Source organism: Phycisphaerales bacterium (assembly GCA_016716475.1).
In the GTDB taxonomy this organism is placed as follows: Bacteria; Planctomycetota; Phycisphaerae; order UBA1845; family Fen-1342; genus JADJWG01.
In genome coordinates this window covers 529,805-545,435 of the sequence record JADJWG010000004.1, presented here as the reverse complement: position 1 = coordinate 545,435, position 15,631 = coordinate 529,805, and the positions used below count along the sequence as shown (strand labels likewise).

13 protein-coding genes are annotated in these 15,631 nt (G+C 67.1%); 4 read left to right on the top strand and 9 right to left on the bottom strand.

Annotation, left to right across the window (positions count from 1 at the left end; genetic code table 11):
• The first annotated feature begins 55 nt into the window (after positions 1-55).
• Together IPM18_16295 and IPM18_16290 are read left to right on the top strand one after the other, a co-directional pair.
• Complete coding sequence (locus IPM18_16295; protein ID MBK9121143.1) at positions 56-3,094, top strand: indolepyruvate oxidoreductase subunit beta; 3,039 nt, start codon at positions 56-58, stop codon at positions 3,092-3,094.
• Positions 3,095-3,105: 11 nt separating this feature from the next.
• Entirely contained in the window at positions 3,106-4,716 is a 1,611-nt protein-coding gene (locus tag IPM18_16290) for a hypothetical protein (protein MBK9121142.1), read from the top strand.
• Positions 4,717-4,755: 39 nt separating this feature from the next.
• Here the strand turns inward: IPM18_16290 and IPM18_16285 are convergent, their stop codons facing one another.
• The 5 genes from IPM18_16285 to IPM18_16265 form a co-directional block, all read right to left on the bottom strand.
• Complete coding sequence (locus IPM18_16285) at positions 4,756-5,814, bottom strand: ThiF family adenylyltransferase (GenBank protein MBK9121141.1); 1,059 nt, start codon at positions 5,812-5,814, stop codon at positions 4,756-4,758.
• A complete protein-coding gene (locus IPM18_16280) occupies positions 5,811-6,305 on the bottom strand; it encodes a hypothetical protein (protein MBK9121140.1) in 495 nt (164 codons plus the stop codon). The genes IPM18_16285 and IPM18_16280 overlap by 4 nt, the downstream gene beginning before the upstream one ends.
• Positions 6,306-6,451: 146 nt before the next feature.
• Positions 6,452-7,657, bottom strand: a complete 1,206-nt coding sequence (locus IPM18_16275) for an MltA domain-containing protein (GenBank protein MBK9121139.1) — start codon at positions 7,655-7,657, stop codon at positions 6,452-6,454.
• 186 nt (positions 7,658-7,843) lie between these two features.
• A complete protein-coding gene (locus IPM18_16270; protein MBK9121138.1) occupies positions 7,844-8,878 on the bottom strand; it encodes a hypothetical protein in 1,035 nt (344 codons plus the stop codon).
• A complete protein-coding gene (locus IPM18_16265; protein MBK9121137.1) occupies positions 8,875-9,429 on the bottom strand; it encodes a sigma-70 family RNA polymerase sigma factor in 555 nt (184 codons plus the stop codon). The genes IPM18_16270 and IPM18_16265 overlap by 4 nt, the downstream gene beginning before the upstream one ends.
• A gap of 197 nt (positions 9,430-9,626) precedes the next feature.
• On the opposite strand from IPM18_16265, the gene IPM18_16260 reads away from it, so the two are divergent.
• Entirely contained in the window at positions 9,627-10,586 is a 960-nt protein-coding gene (locus IPM18_16260; GenBank protein MBK9121136.1) for an alpha/beta fold hydrolase, read from the top strand.
• Positions 10,587-10,650: 64 nt separating this feature from the next.
• Positions 10,651-12,090 (top strand): retroviral-like aspartic protease family protein, encoded by a 1,440-nt coding sequence (locus tag IPM18_16255; protein ID MBK9121135.1) that lies wholly within the window; start codon positions 10,651-10,653, stop codon positions 12,088-12,090.
• Positions 12,091-12,111: 21 nt separating this feature from the next.
• On the opposite strand, the gene IPM18_16250 is transcribed toward IPM18_16255, so the two are convergent.
• The 4 genes from IPM18_16250 to IPM18_16235 form a co-directional block, all read right to left on the bottom strand.
• The gene (locus tag IPM18_16250; GenBank protein ID MBK9121134.1) at positions 12,112-13,800 is read right to left on the bottom strand and encodes an A24 family peptidase; all 1,689 of its coding nucleotides are present in this window, start codon (positions 13,798-13,800) and stop codon (positions 12,112-12,114) included.
• Positions 13,800-14,393, bottom strand: coding sequence for a shikimate kinase (locus IPM18_16245; GenBank protein ID MBK9121133.1), 594 nt, complete (start codon positions 14,391-14,393; stop codon positions 13,800-13,802). Before IPM18_16245 ends, IPM18_16250 begins: the two co-directional genes overlap by 1 nt.
• A complete protein-coding gene (locus tag IPM18_16240; GenBank protein MBK9121132.1) occupies positions 14,390-15,229 on the bottom strand; it encodes a metallophosphoesterase in 840 nt (279 codons plus the stop codon). Before IPM18_16240 ends, IPM18_16245 begins: the two co-directional genes overlap by 4 nt.
• An 82-nt stretch (positions 15,230-15,311) precedes the next feature.
• Positions 15,312-15,563, bottom strand: coding sequence for a hypothetical protein (locus tag IPM18_16235; protein ID MBK9121131.1), 252 nt, complete (start codon positions 15,561-15,563; stop codon positions 15,312-15,314).
• Positions 15,564-15,631: the final 68 nt, after the last annotated feature.

The window sequence follows — 15,631 nt, the reverse complement described above, 5'->3', positions numbered from 1 at the left end:
CCGGAGATCTAAAACGCGGCCGGCCCGCCCGCCGGCCGCCAGCCAAGGGGCTCACGTGGAACACAACCTCATCCTGGCCGGTGTCGGCGGACAAGGCATCCTGACGATCGCACGGGCGATCTCGGCGGCGGCGCTACAGCGGAACCTGCATGTGCGACAGGCCGAAGTACATGGCATGTCGCAGCGCGGCGGAGCGGTGCAGTCGCACCTGCGCGTTGCCGACCATGAACTCTTCAGCGACCTCATCCCACTGGGGCAGGTCGACATGATCCTGGCCGTGGAACCACTCGAAGCCCTGCGCTACGTGCATTACCTCCGGCCGACCGGTGTGCTGGTGGTGAGCACAAACGCGTTCATGAACATCGACAATTACCCCGCCATCGAGCAGGTGCTCGACCGCATCGCCGGATTCGAGCGGCACGTGCTGCTGGATGTGGATCGACTCGCCAAGGTGGCGGGTTCGCCGCTGGCTGCCAACATCGTGACACTCGGGGCGGGCGCCCTGTTTCTTGAGATCGATGCGCAGGAGCTCGAAGACGCCGTAGCGGAGATGTTTGCCGCAAAGGGTGATAAGGTCGTCGGCATCAACCGGCGGGCCTTCCGGCTCGGCCGGGCCGCAGCCGCGGCGTACCGTGATGGCTTGCAACGCGGCGGCACCTCGCGGGCCGTGCGGGCCTGGATCGACCGGTTGGACGCCGAGGCGCTGCTGGCAGCGGAACCCCCCACCCCGCCTTCGTTCGACGATCTGGCCGCGGTCGAGAACCGCCTGACTGGGGCGGAGGCGACGGCTTTCGAGCGGACGTTGCTGCGCGCGTACCAGGAAAACCGCCGGGCGCTGTACGAGCACGAGGTTTACGTGCTCATCGAACTGATCGGGGCGATCTCCCCGCCACGCTACGTCTTCGTACCGACCGGCAACCTGCTGGCCCGGGAGGCGCTCGCCACCTTCCCCGGTGAACGGGTCGTACTGAAGATCGTCTCCCCCGAGGTGGTCCACAAAACGGACGCACAAGGCGTCGTATTCTGCCCGAAGGAGTACGACATCGTCCGACGCGAGATGGACCGGCTCGTGGCCCGGCAGGCCGCCCACGCCCCCGTCGAAGGCGTGCTCGTGGTCGAGTACGTCGAGTCACGCGGCAGCGGCTTCGGCAGCGAACTCTTCGTCGGCGTACGCGCGACACGCGAGTTCGGCCCGGTCATTGCCGCGGGACTCGGCGGTATCGACACGGAGTACCTCGCGCAACGCATGCGACCGGGGATCGCCGTCGCCAAGGCCTGTGCCGCGGATACGAGCGCGGAGGAGTTTCTCGAGCTCTTCAAGCGCACGGCGGCGTACGACCTGCTGGCCGGCCGCGCCCGCGGACACGACCGTATCGTGTCCGATGGCGAGTTATTGCGCTGTTTCCGGGCATTCATCTCGCTGGCGCGGCATTTCTGCGTCGACCGTGGCGCGGAGGGCCCGGACGTCGCGGAGTTGGAGGTGAATCCCTTCGCCTTCCGCCAACAGCGCATGGTGCCGCTCGACGGTCGCGGGCGCCTGGGTACGGCTGCTCCGCATCCGGTCCCACGGCCGGCGCAGCGCATCGTGAAGCTGCTGGAGCCCGGGGCGATTGCCGTCCTCGGGGCCTCCGCGACGGCGGAGAACTTCGGGCGCATCATTGCCCGCAACGTGCGCGACGGCGGTTTCCCATGTGAACACCTGTATCTCGTGAAGGAGGGTCTGGGTGAACTCGATGGGATCCGCTGTGTTCCCACCCTCGAGGCGTTGCCGGAACCGGTGGACCTGCTGGTGGTCGCCGTGCCGGCCCCGGCCCTGCCCGAAGTCGTCCGTAGCGCCACCGCAAGCGGCAAGGTCGGGGCCGCCTTGCTGATTCCCGGTGGAGTGGGCGAAACCGAAGCCGGCGCCGTGCTCGACCAGGAGTTGCGCGCTGCGATCGCAGCCGCGCGCCAACGACCGGACGGTGGCCCCGTGTTCATCGGCCCGAACTGCATGGGGATTCAGTCGCGGCCGGGGCGCTACGACACCTTCTTCATCCCACGCTCCAAGCTCGATCCGCGCTGGGAGGCCCCACCGCGACGCGTGGCGCTGATCTCGCAGAGCGGCGCGTTTGTCATCACTCGCCAGAGCAACCTCGGCATGCTCGATGCCGCCCTGGCCATTTCGCTGGGCAATCAGATCGACGTGACGCTCGCCGACGTCGCCGCCGCGGCCGGCAGCCGCACCGACATCGACGTGGTGGCGATCTACGCCGAGGGTTTCGGCAATTACGACGGGCTCGAACTCGTCCGTCACATCCGCCGGATGGTGGCCGACGGCAAGTTCGTCCTGTTCTACAAGGCCGGCCGCACACCCTCCGGCCGGTCGGCCGCCGCCGGTCACACCGCGGCCGTCGCCGGCGACTACGATGTCTGCCTCGCGGCCGTCGCCAACGCTGGAGCGGTGTGTGTGGATACGTTCAGCGCCTTCGAGCAACTCCTCGATCTGGCTACCGCGCTGCATACGCGGACGCTCGGCGGGCTACGTGTGGCGGCGCTTAGCAATGCCGGCTTTGAAACCGTCGGCATGGCGGATGCGACGGTCGGCGACGACTACGCCATCCAGATGACGGCGCTTTCCGACACGACACAAACACGCCTCACCGAGATTCTCCACGCCCACAAGCTGACGGGGCTGGTCAACGCCCGCAATCCACTCGACGTGACCCCCATGGCCACGGACGCCGCTTACGCCGCCGCGCTCGGTGTACTACTCCAGGCACCGGAGGTCGATGCGGTGATCGCCGCGCTGGTGCCACTCACGCCGGCCATGCTCACGACCGCCGAGGAACTGTCGCGGCCCGGCGCGCTGCCCGAGCGACTCGCAGAACTACTGCGCCATACCACGAAACCAGTGGTGTGCAGCGTGGCAGCCGGTCGCGCGTACGATCCGCTCGTGGCGGCCCTGCGGCGGACAGGCGTACCGGTCTTTCGCTCGGCGGACGAAGCCACACGCGTGCTGGGGCGTTACCTCTGGGCCCGGGCGGCCGCCGGCACTACGAGTGGCACAGACCTCCCGGCCGCCACACGGACTGCCGAGCAACCCCTCCGGGCTTGAGGCCACCCCGGATGCATGTACCACCAGCCCAGCATACCTCCGAACCCTGCGCTGCGGCGGGCGGCGGGCGCCCAGCGAAAACCACACGTCGGGCGGACGCCGCTGCCCTGCTGTTGCTGCTCGCGGGCTGGATGGGGTGGGTGGCGTTTGCGACCGGCGGGGTACCGGCTGTGTTCTACGACACGTTTCGCGACACGGCCAGCGTGCGGGCTATTCAGGGCGGGCGCGGGTGGGTCGACCCCACCCTGCCTGGCTATCCGTTGTGGTACGCCCCTGGCAACCCGGCTATGTTCACCGTCGCCAGCTACCTCACCGGTCTGCCACCCGAGCACGTCTACGCAACCAGTGCTTACGTGGTGAACGGGCTGCTGGTTGTGCTGCTCTACGTACTTGGCCGCACACTGGCCGGCGTGGCCGGCGGGGTAGTCGCGGTGCCACTTGTGCTGCTCGGGTCGCTGTGGTGGCTGACGCGGGCACATGGCCCCATGCCAAGCATCCAGACGAGCGTACTGGCGTGGGTCACGCTGTTGCTCTGGCGCCACACGCTGAGTGGACCGCGCTGGGCTGCCGGCGCAGCGGGGATTACTCTCGCTGCAACGGTCTGGTGCCATCCGCTTACAGGTGTCGTCGCGGCCGGCGCGATCTTCCTGCATGCGGCCATGGCCGGCGTAGGGCGGACCCCCGGCGCGCGCCGGCGCGCGGTGGCGCGCATGCTCCTGCTGGCACTGGTGACCGGCGTGCTCACGAGCCCGTTGATCGCCCATCTCGTGGAGTTGCCCAAGCTCAACACCGCTCCCTTCACCTACACGCCACCGGAATTCTTCACCTTCTCGTTCGGGTTGCAGACACACGCCCCGCTGGTGCTGTTGCTTGCCGCCGGCGGGATCGTGCACCTTGTGCGCACCGCACGCGACCAGGCCTGGATCCTCGGCTACCTGCTCGTCGGCGCTGCCGGTGCGTTGCTGGGCTATCTTGGTGGCCGTGAAATCGTACCCGTACCGTATCTTCTGCCGCACGAATTCCTCTGGCATGCCCAGTTTGCCGTCGGCCTGTGCGCCACGGTGGGCGCTGTACGGCTCGCCCGGTTCTCGGCCGAGCGCGCCTCAGGACCGGCGCGCCTGTGGCTGCCCTTCCGCAGCGCGTTGACCGTGACGCTGCTCGCCGCACTCGCACCGGTGCTACCACAGCTTCCTGAATTGCGCACACACGTTCTACCGCTCCCGCCCGGCGATGCGGCGGCCTACGGGTGGCTCGCCTGGCTGCGCGCGGAAACCCCCGCGGATGCGCTCGTGCTATGCCAACCCGAAATCGGCTACGTCTATGTAGCCGGACTGACGGGCCGCCAGTGCCTGGCACTGCCGCCGGCACACACGAACCCGGCCGCGGACGTCGATGCGCAGTGGTCGCTGGTGGCGCGGCTGCGCTGCGTGGCTGACGAGGAGGAGTTTACGTCGCTGGCAAGCTCGCACGGTGTCGACTACCTGCTGATTGACCTCGACTATTACGAGCCGGAGTGGCCCCGCGAACTCGTCGCTGCTTACGACCGGTGGACTTGCCTCCGCCTCGTGTGGAGTGCGCCGGCGTCGGCAATCCGGATCTACAAGTTTACCGCACCACCCTGACATCCGGCACGCTGGGGTGCGCACGTCCGTTCCGCGTATTCACATTCCAACGTACTTGGCGTATGCGCCCCGCGCCACGGCCGGGTCGTTCGTGCCCTGTACGATCGCGCGACCATCCGGAAAGAGCGTGATTTGCAGATGCTCCAGCGTGAAGCGCAGCATGAACTCGTTCTGACGCGGGTGTGATCGGTCCGGCAGGCCCCGCACGATGGTCCGGAAGTCGAGCTTCCCCCCGTCGGCACGCGGCTCCGGCGTAATCTGTACCGCTTCGCGACCACAGAGCGTGGTGGTCGTCGCGCCGCGGGTACCGCGCAGAAATGCGAACACCCCCTGTACGCAGCACGGACAATCCGCCTCTCGCAGCGTGGTAATTTGTACCCACCGCCCGGTCCAGACATCCAGCGCATGCAGCCGCCCGCCAACACCCGCCTCGTGCCCGGTGAGCAGTTTGAGCGCCGTCAGCGCCTGTAGACTGGCCACCATGTTGACCGCCGGCCCCAGCACGCCGGCCGTGTCGCACGTCGGCAGCGTGCCGGGCGCGGGCGGCTCCGGCCAGACGCAGCGCAGACAAGCTGAACGTCCCGGCAACACGGCGAGCACGCGCCCCTCCGCCGCGACGCAGCCGCCATACACCCAGGGAAGTTTGTGCGCCACGGCCACGTCGTTCACGAGGTAGCGGGTTTCAAGGTTGTCAGTACCGTCAAGAATCAAGTCGGCATCGGCGAGGAGCTTCTCCGCGTTGGCCGGACACAGGTCCGCGACGACGGGTTCAATCTCCGCGGCGGAGTTGATGCGCCGCAGCTTGCGGGCAGCCGCCTCGGCCTTCGGCAGGTTGGCGGCGATGTCGTGCTCGTCGAAGAGCACCTGTCGCTGAAGGTTATCGATCTCAAGAAAGTCGCGGTCGATGATCCGCACGGCCTCGACGCCGGCGCGCACGAGAGTCTCCGCCAACACGCTGCCGAGTGCGCCGCAGCCGATGATGCTGATGAAGCTGTGGCGGAGCTGGCGTTGGCCGGATGGGCCGATGGGTTCGAAGCGCATCTGCCGCCGGTAGCGCGCTGCTTCCGGGGAGGGCTCGTTGCGGGCGCCGGCAGTCATGCGGGGGGCGCTCCACCCCCCGAGTTCGGACGGCTGGCCCGATACTCTCCCAGCATGTCGCGCGCGTTCAGGAGCGCCATCAGGAAAAAGACTACGAGCAGGATAACGGAAATGTCCCAGTGGCCGTCGGCGCGGGCCCGCAGGGTCCAGAGCACCGACATGACTGCGACGAGCGCGGCGAACGCGCCCTCAACCAGCACCCCCACGAGGAGGGCCACCCGCAAGCCGCACAACATGAGACCGGCGGTGAGCAGGAAAGCTCCCCCGATGATCCGCAGAACGAGAAAACAGGCCCGATCGATGGCCCGCCAGCGCTCGACCTCGGCTCCTTGCGCTGCCCCGGGCGCCGTCGGGATCAGACTCAGACCGAAATACAGACAGACGAGTCCCGCGATGAAGAGCCAAGGAGCGTGGCGCCGGATGGCCCGTGTCCATGTCGGGTGCGCCGTTGCGTATCGCAATCCATCCGGTACCCCGCCGTCGTCGGCCATCACAAGCACCTCCCGGCGCAGGTACGCGCGTAGCGCTCTGTGCCGCTGGGATGGTACCGCGGCGGCAGGAGCGCTGCCAGACACCGGCGCAGTGTCGGTTCTGGGCCGGCATGAGCCGCCGGCCGGTTCGCAGCGGTGTGGGGCTGCTACTGCTTCACGAAGATGTAGTACAACTGGCCTTCAGAGCCGGTGCGACCCGCCAGGGCCTCGGCCTGCGGACCGACACCCATGTAGATGTCGCAGCGGCCGGCGGCGCGGATCGCGCCACCCGTATCCTGATCCAGCGCGAAGCCGCCATATTGCAGGTAGCTGATCTGCCCACCCGCATCGGTTGGCAAGTTCGCCTGCAAAAAGGAAAGGCATGCGCGTGGGAAGACTTCCTTGTCCGTCGCCAGTGACCTGAAAGGAATCACCGGGGTATTCAGACTGCCGAACGGCCCGCCCGGCGCCTCTTGAAAAAACACGTACCGATCGTTTTTCCAGCAGTAGGCGTACACCGAACGCGGGTTTGCCTCAAAGAATCTCCGCATCGCCTGGAGCGAAACCTCGTCACGGGTCATGTGCCCATCGCGCACCAGCTCCAGCGCCACCGGCGTATACTCGTGGCCGTTGTTCCCCGCGTAGCCCACCTCGTAGATCCGGCCGTCTTCCAGCCGCAGCTTCGCCGAGCCCTGCACCGTGATGATGTAGGCCTCGAAGGCGGAGCGGACCCAGGCGATTTCGAGTCCGTCCAGCAACCGTCCGGACTCGATCTCACGCCGCGTCGGATAGCGCGGTTCGATCGTACCGGCCGCCGTTCGTCGGCCGAGCGTACGTCCCTCCGGGTCCTTCACCAGGTCGGGGGGCAGGCGATAGAGGGGATAACGGAATGCTTCAGAGCGCTGCCGCCGACCGTCAAAAATCGGCGTGTAGTAGCCGGTGAAGTAGACCGACCCACGGTCATCGAAGCCCACGGATTGGTAGACGTCAAACTCGTTGCGAATGGCCGCGTTGAGCGCCGCAGGCGATGTGGCCGTGTCCAATAGCACGAGAAAACGCTGCAACGAAGCCACGGCGCGCGCGTGGCTGATGTCACCATAAGGAAAGTAGCGCTGGCTCGATGGTTTGGCGAGGTAAGCCAGACTGTGCTGAATGGCCTCACGCAGTCCCGGGCGCCCGCCAAAGCCCTGTCCGAAATCCGGGTACTGCTCCGGCGGAATCTTCCGCAAAGCCAGCGCCCCCGGTGGCAGCGGCCGCGAATAATCCCGCACTTCCGGTTGGAATGGGACCAATTCATCCGCCGGCTTGCGGCACCCGGTCAATACCAGCAAAGCCAACGCGACAACCACGCCACCCAATCCAATGCGCCTCATGCGCCAACTCCTCTCGGCCGCTCCGGGCCGTGCCCAGCCCCCTCGTGATGGCGCAGATTCTGCCCGGCCGGCCCCGCTCCTACAACAGCGCGCGGACACTTCCGGCGTGATTTGCGGCACAATTGGCGGAACCCCCCCCGGTTCGGGGCCAAGTCGAAAACACCCCCATCCCGACGCTCACCGCACTCAGCGCGGCGTCGGCCCCAGCTTGAGCAGCGCCGCAAGCGCCCCGAAGTCGATCCGTCCCTGCGGTAGGCCGGCAAACTGCATGTTCTGCTGCAAGGCCGCCAACGTATCTTCGGCGAAGCGCCCAGTCAGCAGGAAATATTGCCCGTCACGCTCCCAGGCCACAATCGTCACGTCGTCGACGCACGTTACGCGGTAACCGCAGGACTTGCCCCCGCGGCGCTCGCACAATTTGCCATCGCGGCACATGCGGAACGGGCGTTCCGCCGCGAAGACGGAGACTACCCGCGTGGGATCGTTCCGGTCGCGGTAGAATGCGTGGATGCAGACCATGTCCTGGAGTGGAGAGCAACCGCAGACGCCGTCCAATTCAAAGTGTCCCTCGCAACCGGTCAGGTCGGGCATGTGGACGGCAAACTGGGCCCGCGCGCGGATACGGGCACTGGCTTCGGAGGCGCCCGCCGCTCGCAAGCCGAAGCTGTCGTGGCGGCTTGTTACCGCACACTTTTCGTGTATGCGAGCAAAGCCGCGGGCATCCACCGCAGCCGCTTCGCGTGGCCAAAGGAAGACGGCCAGGACCACGGTCGCCGCTGCTGCGAGGCCGGATAGGCCGAAACGCAGGATCAGGGCAGAACGCGGTCGCGTGCGACGGAGGGGAATCTGGCCGCTGGTACTCGCGGCCGCTGACAGTGCAACCTGCACGCGGTCCACAAGATCGGAGGGCGTGGTTTCTGATCGCATCGCGCGATCCACGGCTCCACGAAGAGGCGCCCAGCGGACCTCCGTGGATGCCTCGGAGGTGTGCTCATCCGCAAGCGCCCGCAGTCGCGCCGCAACCCGCGCGGCCAACTCGGCCGGTACGGGCTCGGTCACGACCGCTCGCCGGATGGTACTGCGAAAAGCCCACAACCGGGCCACGACGGCGCGCGCCGCAGAATCTGCGGCGAGCTCGCGCTCCACCGCGGCGGCTTCGTCCGGCGGCAAGCGGCCGTCGGCGTAAGCAACCAGCTTATGTTGCGGGTCTTGCGTGCTCATGCGCGGTCCCTGGTCGGCGGAATCCGGTGCTCCTGGGCGTATTCAGAAAGCCGCTCGGCCATCTCACGACGGGCGCGATACAGCCGGCTCATCACGGTACCGATCGGCACGTCGAGAATTTCAGCCATCTCCTGGTACGTCAGTTCATCGGTCGCCCAGAGCAGCAACACCGTGCGGAAGTCCGGTGCAAGCTGGTCGAGGGCTCGTTTCACCTCGCCGTCCAGCCGCTCGTAATCCAATTCGGTCGGTACAAAGGCGGCATCGCCGGACTGGCTCTGCTCGAGCGTCTGGTGATCTACGGCCTGCGGGGCACGATTCTCACGCACCGCCCGGTTCAGATGCGTGTTGTGCAGGATTCTGAGCAACCAAGGCCGGATGCCGAACTCCCGCAACTCGAAGTTCTCAAACGCCCGGTAGGCCTTGAGATACGTCTCCTGCACCAGGTCTTCCGCCTCGTGCTGATGGCGGGTGAGCCGCCGCGCCACCCGATACAGGAGGTCGAGGTGCGGCATCGCCACCTGCTCGAACGCTTTGGAGTCGGCGCCAGCCATGGGGCTCCAAGATCCCCGCCGACAGGCGCCCACTGCTAGGGAAACCGGCGACGGGCGGAGACAATTCCCGACACACCCACTTACTCCCCTGATTATGCAGACCTGGCTGGTGTATTGCCACCGCCGTCCGGTAGAATCTCTGCCCGCGGGGTCGGCGGGGTCCGGCCCCTATTCAATCCGCGGGCGGAGGTCTAGCCATGCAGGCGTGCACGGGGCGGTGGTGGTGGACGGGGATCCTGTTCCTGCTGAGCGGCGGCCCGCTGGCCACCTGGGCGCTGGAGGCACAACCCGTCACCTTTGCTGCCAGCGATGGGCTGCGCATCCATGCGGCCTACTACCCACCCCCCCTGACACAACGTGACCCGGCCCCCATCGTCATCTTGCTGCACGGTCTGCACGAGTGTCGGGCCGCCTGGGAGCCGCTGCTGGCGCCGCTGCATGAGGCCGGTTTCGCGATCCTCGCACCCGATCTGCGCGGGCACGGCGAAAGCGCGACGACGGCGACGCGGGAAGCGGTGCAGGCGAACGAAGCCGCGGTTTTTCGTGCGATGCAGCATGATTTGCGGGGGGCCTACGACTGGCTCGCCGCATCGCCGCGCCACGACCGGGCACGTTTTGCCCTGGTGGGCACCGGGCTGGGCGTGAGCGTTGCGCTGCAATACACCGCGGCGGATCGTAGCGTGGACACCGTGGTCGGACTCTCGCCTCTGCTGGCGGCTCACGGCCTTGATCCGGCCGGCGACATCGCACAGATCACCGGTCGCCGGCTGCTACTGGTTGGGACGGACGAGGACCGGGATGCGATGTACTCGCTGAAAGCGCGCGGCGAAGGCATCGAAACACGCGCGCAGCGCGGGGCCCGCGAGCGGGGGGTGGGGCTTTTTACAGACGACGCGGATCTGGCCCGGACACTTGCCAGCGAACTGAAAACCGCGGTGGGCACCCCGGCGCGTGAACCGGTGTACGGTTCGATCCAGAGTCATGTCTATCATCAACCGGATTCCGGCTGGCTGGCGCAGATCGGCCCCAGTAATCTCCGCCACTATTCGTCGGCCGAGGAGGCCCAGCGCCGTGGCTTGCGGGCGGCCAAATCCGGCGGCCCGCGCCAGCGTGGCACCGCCAGTCCCACCCGGGACGGTCCAGCGCCGCGGCCATGACCCTTTGCTCACGGGGTGCGCTGCACCTCTGGGCGTGGCGGCCCGGCAGCGGAAAGGAAGCACAATGCAGAGAAGTCGGCTGCACCCCGCGTGGATGGTACTCATGTTGCTGCCGGGCATGGTGTTGGCGGAGAATCCGTGGAAGGAACGCGTGCCGCGCGCGGTAGAGCAGGCCGAGCGCGCACTCGTGCGGGCGTTGGACACCGCGTATCGGGCGGATGACTGGCAGACGGGGGCCCAGTTGGCCGACGCGGCGGTCCTGCTCGGGAAGCACTCACCGGAAATGCGCGCGCGGATCGCACGGGCCTATTGGCGCGCCGGGCGCCTGCCGGAAGCCGAGTGGCATGCCGACCTGCTCGACCCGCAGTCGAACGATCGGGTAGCACTGCGCGTACTGACCGACCTCCACCTCGCACGCGGATCGCGCGACACAGCGCGGGCGTTCGCCGAGCGTCTGGGGGGGCAGCCCTCGGCCGCACCTGAGGATCTCTATCGCCTGTTCCAGGCGCGTACGGCCGCCCAACAGTTCGAGGGCGCACCGCAGCTTCTGCAGCGTATCGAGCGGCTCGCCAGCTCGCGGAACGGTTATCCGGAGATGTACCTCGCCGAGTCGGTTGCGGGTGTCAGCACGTTTCTCAACCGGATCGGCCCCGACCCGCTGAATCAGGTGCGACGCTACGGCAGCGCCCCCATGCCACCGCTGGTACTGATTGGGCTGCCGGCTTGTGACGTCGTGATCAACGGCCAGGGACCCTACCGCATGATCCTCGACACGGGCGGCAGCATCATGATCGCCCTTGATCAGGCCATCGCCGATGACCTCGGGCTGAAGTCGATTGCACCTGCATCCGTGCGCGGGGTGTCGGGCAAGCAGACTACCGGGCAGGTATTGCTTGAGCGGGTGGAAATCGGCGGGGTCGAGCTGGAGCGTGTGCTGTGCCGCACCTTCGACGTGCGCAGCGCACTCATGAACCTGGCGGACGGCATCGTCGGCACGGGAATCTTCGGTGACGCACGCTTGACGCTTGACTTTGCGGAAGCGACGTTCGAGGTCAGCGCATCGTCGGGCTCACCGGCGCCGGGGGCGGCCGTCGATGTCCGCATCGTCGGGGATGCCAAGCTGATGGTGCCCGTGGTTTTCGGTGATGCCCCGGCCGTGGCGCTGTTGGATACAGGGGCGGATGCAATCGCCATCTCGCCATCACGGCAGGCACTGCTCTTCACCGAGGAGGAGTTGCAGACTTTTGAGTTCGAGATGCCGCTTGGGGTCGGCAGCGGTCACGCCACCAAGTTGTCAATGTCACCGGGCGCGCCGTTGGAGTTCGCCGGGCGGCGATTCGAGGGCTATGGTGGACTGGGCCTCAGTCTCCTGGATGAGATTCTTGGCCCGGTACTCGGTATGCAGACGGATGTACTGATCGGCATGCCCACCTTCCGGCTAATGAGCAAGTGCACAATCGACTATCCGACGGCACGGCTATGGATCGAATGGCTGCCGGAATGAGCGGGCCGGCCTTGGGGACGATCAAGGTGTACCGTTGTCCACCCGCGGCCCTTTCGCTTCTGTCGGATCCATCCAGCGGCGCAGAAGCTTCGCGAGTGCAATGGCTCCGACCATTCCGACCAGCAGCAGACCCGCGAGCATCAGCAGGAGATCGGGGCGCTCGACGGCAGTGACTTGGATGGATTGCCAGTAGGTCAACGCGATCGCACGGGCCGGCTTGTGCAGCCACAAGGCCAGCAGGAAACCCAGCGCCAGCCACGGACCGTAAGGAATCATGACCGTGGCCTTCAGCACGCGCATGAGGACCCAGCCGCACAGCGCGATCCCCACCGAAAGTAACAAACCCAGCAACACGAGGTCCCAGCCCACCACCGCACCCGCCGCGGCGAGAATGTAGATATCGCCCGTGCCGAAGGCCTCGCGGCCGAAGGCCAGCGTGAAACCCACGCGCAGCACCCAGCCGGCGCCGGCGCCGACCACCGCTCCACAGCACGCGTAGGCGATACCTGCCAAAGGTTCGAAACCCCCGACCGGATTCCAGGTCGCCGCGGTCCGCCACCAGCCCTCCACGCCGGGCAGCACAGCACACGCGACAAGTGCGCCCCCTCCCAGGACGATCGCGGGCAGGAGCCACAGCAGGTCCCCCAGAACCATCCGACGCGCAGCGGGCTCCTCCTCGGCAATCGCGGCTTCGATCTCCTCATCCGCGGCGCGGCTCTGACCGCCCGTCAACACCATCGCCAAATACACCGCGATAAACACCGCCAGAATCGTCGGCGGGTGCGGCCTCAGGAAAAAGATGCTGCCGCCCGCAAAGATCGGGGCGGCGACCAGCGCGAGCGCACCCAAGGTCAGGAGTAACATCAGTGCCGTGCCGCCGAACAGCTCGAGCGGCCGGTGGAGCGCCGGCGCGGAGTCCGGGGGTGTAGCGATTGACGGCGCTGTCTCAAGCCGTGGTGCTGTATCACCAACGGTCGTATCAGGTGGCGCCGGGGCGGCACTCGCAAGAGGCGAAACATCTACGTCGTTCGGATGAGACAACTCGGGCTCGGCATTCTCGACCGAGGAGAGTGGCGCCGACCGTTGTCCCGGTGCCGCCGGCCCCTCAACATCCATGTCACCAAGTTCATGGCGCGCTGCCCACCAGAGCAGCGCCCCGGAGACCCCCAGGGCCAGCAGGGCTGCGAGCCCGAGCGGTGCCGACCCCACGGGGGCATAGACCTCCGCGCGCGGCCAGACGGCATGAGCTGCAATGCCAATCGCGAGCGCGACGTACGTCACGCGCACATCGAGCGTATACGTGGCAATATCCATCGCCGAAACCGCAACCAGCGCCGCCCCGAGGACCAACCACGCCAGCAGCAAGGGCAGATCCGCCGCACCGGGGCGCCACGTCCAGTCGGCCTGCGCTTCCACAACGAAGAGCAGGTGATAGATCAGCACGAAGGTGAGACCGGTCAGCGCCTCAACCAGGGGGTACTGCACCGAGATGGGGGCGTGACACGTTCGGCACCGGGCGCGCAACACGAGCCAACTCACGAGTGGTAGGTTCTCAAACCACCGGAGCGTGCGGCGGCAGTGCGGGCAGAACGACCAGCGCGGGTTGCTCAGGGGGATGCCGGCCGGCAGGCGATAGACGACCACGTTCAGAAAGCTGCCGACGCACAGGCCGACGAGCCACAGCAAGACCTGGTTCGAAATGTGCGGCATCAGGTTCTGTCCGGTCCGGCCGACGAAGTGCCGATCGCGCGCAGCACACCCATGGCAACCTCATCGGGTGAGCGATTCGCCGTGGGGACCACGCACGTCGCGACGGCAGCGTAAAGCGGTTCCCGCTCCGCAAGCAAGTGACGCACCTCATCAAGCGGGTCGCGCCCCGTCAAGGCCGGGCGCAGCGTCGCGCTGCGCGCATCCGCGGACAACCGCGCATGCAGAATCTCCGCCGGCGCCTGCAGCCACACCACGACACCTCCGGACTTCAGGGCCGCGCGGTTGTCCGGGCGCAGCACGGCACCACCCCCGATACTGAGAATACGGCATGCCGGCACGGCCAGCGGGAGGATCACGTCCGCTTCACGCTGCCGAAAACCCTCCTCCCCTTCCGACACGAAGATCTCCCACACCGTGCGGCCCGCTTCCGCCTCGATCTGCGCATCCGTGTCCACGAAAGCCCGTCCGAGCCAATCCGCCAGCCGCTGCCCCACCGTTGTCTTACCGCAACCGCGATACCCTATCAGCACCAGGTTACGACCGCCGAGCGCGACCTGCACCACCCGCACGAGGTCCGCCGGTGCGCCCGTCACGCAAGCACCGTGTGTAGCAGGGTTTCAGACGGGCGGTTCAGGTCCAGCAGCACCGCGTGCAGCCGATCGTGCCCTTGACCGGGGTTGATGCAGAGTGTGCGGCCGATGATTTCAAAGTAACGCCCACTCACTTGGGGCGACTCATGCACGTGACCATGCAGAGCGAGGGCGGGTTGACGGGTCTCGATAAAGGCGCGGACGGCCCGGGAGCCGATCGGCTGGGGATGGCCCGGCAGCCGGTCGAGGGCCGTGTCGTAGGGCGGAGCGTGCGCCACGAGGATCCACGGATCCGCGGTCGGCGGGGCCGGCGCGAGAATCTGCTCCAGCGACGGATTCTGCCGGAAGTGCTCCGCGGCCGAGACTTCGACCACTGTGCCACGCTTGGGATCCCAGACGACACCGCCCCAGGCCGGTGGGGCATCCCCGGGCAGATCGAGACGCTCGAGATCTTTGCCGTAATGGGGTGTGGGCGGCGTGTACATCAGCCCGAGAAACCGGAAGCCACGATACGTCCAGGCACGTTCATGTGACAAGACCGTGTACCCACCCTGCGCGGCCCGTGCGACCAGCGCTTCGTAGGTGCAGAGCCACTCGTGGTTGCCGGGCAGACAGGCCACCCATAGGCCCGGAACGGCCGCCCGCCACGCGGCGATACGCGGCAGCAACTCGGTGTCCACAAAGCGTACCTGCGAGTGGCGCGGGTCGTTGCGATCGCCGTCTCCGAGCAAGTCACCCCCCAGAATCAGCAACTCGGGACGCTCTGCCCGGACGAGCGCATCGAGCTGGGCGTATAACCCAGCGTCACCGTGCAGGTCGCTTGTATAGCAGAGCATCATCGCAAAGCGCCAGCTTCCGCCGCCATCGGACCCGAACACACGCGGACCAGCCCGGTGCTCCCGTGGGAGGATAGGATCATGGCTAATCCGCAATGATATTGTCGAGCCGGCGCTGCAGGTTGTCGACCCCTTCACCCGCGACATTCATAAGCTCGTCCGCCGCGCGCAGCAGCGTCGGGTCGCCACCGGTCGGGGCATACGGGTTGTAGTGGGGATCATCGTGGAGACTGCACCCCAGCGGCGCGAGCAGCATCAGGACGGCGAGCGCGCCCCATCGCAGGGGGTGCCGCAAATTCCAGGAACGAACGGAGCAAGGGAGCAGTGACGCGGCCATGACCATCCTCGGGCGGATTGTCGCCCGCACCCGTGGCGGGCCCTGCCACTCCTATCGGCACCGGCCGG

Bases quoted from the DNA above. Each gene is read 5' to 3' on its own strand.
- IPM18_16285 (MBK9121141.1), bottom strand. From the start codon at position 5,814: ATGACTGCCGGCGCCCGCAACGAGCCCTCCCCGGAAGCAGCGCGCTAC.
- IPM18_16250 (MBK9121134.1), bottom strand. From the start codon at position 13,800: ATGCCGCACATTTCGAACCAGGTCTTGCTGTGGCTCGTCGGCCTGTGC.
- IPM18_16270 (MBK9121138.1), bottom strand. From the start codon at position 8,878: ATGAGCACGCAAGACCCGCAACATAAGCTGGTTGCTTACGCCGACGGC.
- IPM18_16255 (MBK9121135.1), top strand. From the start codon at position 10,651: ATGCAGAGAAGTCGGCTGCACCCCGCGTGGATGGTACTCATGTTGCTG.
- IPM18_16260 (MBK9121136.1), top strand. From the start codon at position 9,627: ATGCAGGCGTGCACGGGGCGGTGGTGGTGGACGGGGATCCTGTTCCTG.
- IPM18_16240 (MBK9121132.1), bottom strand. From the start codon at position 15,229: ATGATGCTCTGCTATACAAGCGACCTGCACGGTGACGCTGGGTTATAC.
- IPM18_16280 (MBK9121140.1), bottom strand. From the start codon at position 6,305: ATGGCCGACGACGGCGGGGTACCGGATGGATTGCGATACGCAACGGCG.
- IPM18_16235 (MBK9121131.1), bottom strand. From the start codon at position 15,563: ATGGCCGCGTCACTGCTCCCTTGCTCCGTTCGTTCCTGGAATTTGCGG.
- IPM18_16265 (MBK9121137.1), bottom strand. From the start codon at position 9,429: ATGGCTGGCGCCGACTCCAAAGCGTTCGAGCAGGTGGCGATGCCGCAC.
- IPM18_16290 (MBK9121142.1), top strand. From the start codon at position 3,106: ATGCATGTACCACCAGCCCAGCATACCTCCGAACCCTGCGCTGCGGCG.
- IPM18_16275 (MBK9121139.1), bottom strand. From the start codon at position 7,657: ATGAGGCGCATTGGATTGGGTGGCGTGGTTGTCGCGTTGGCTTTGCTG.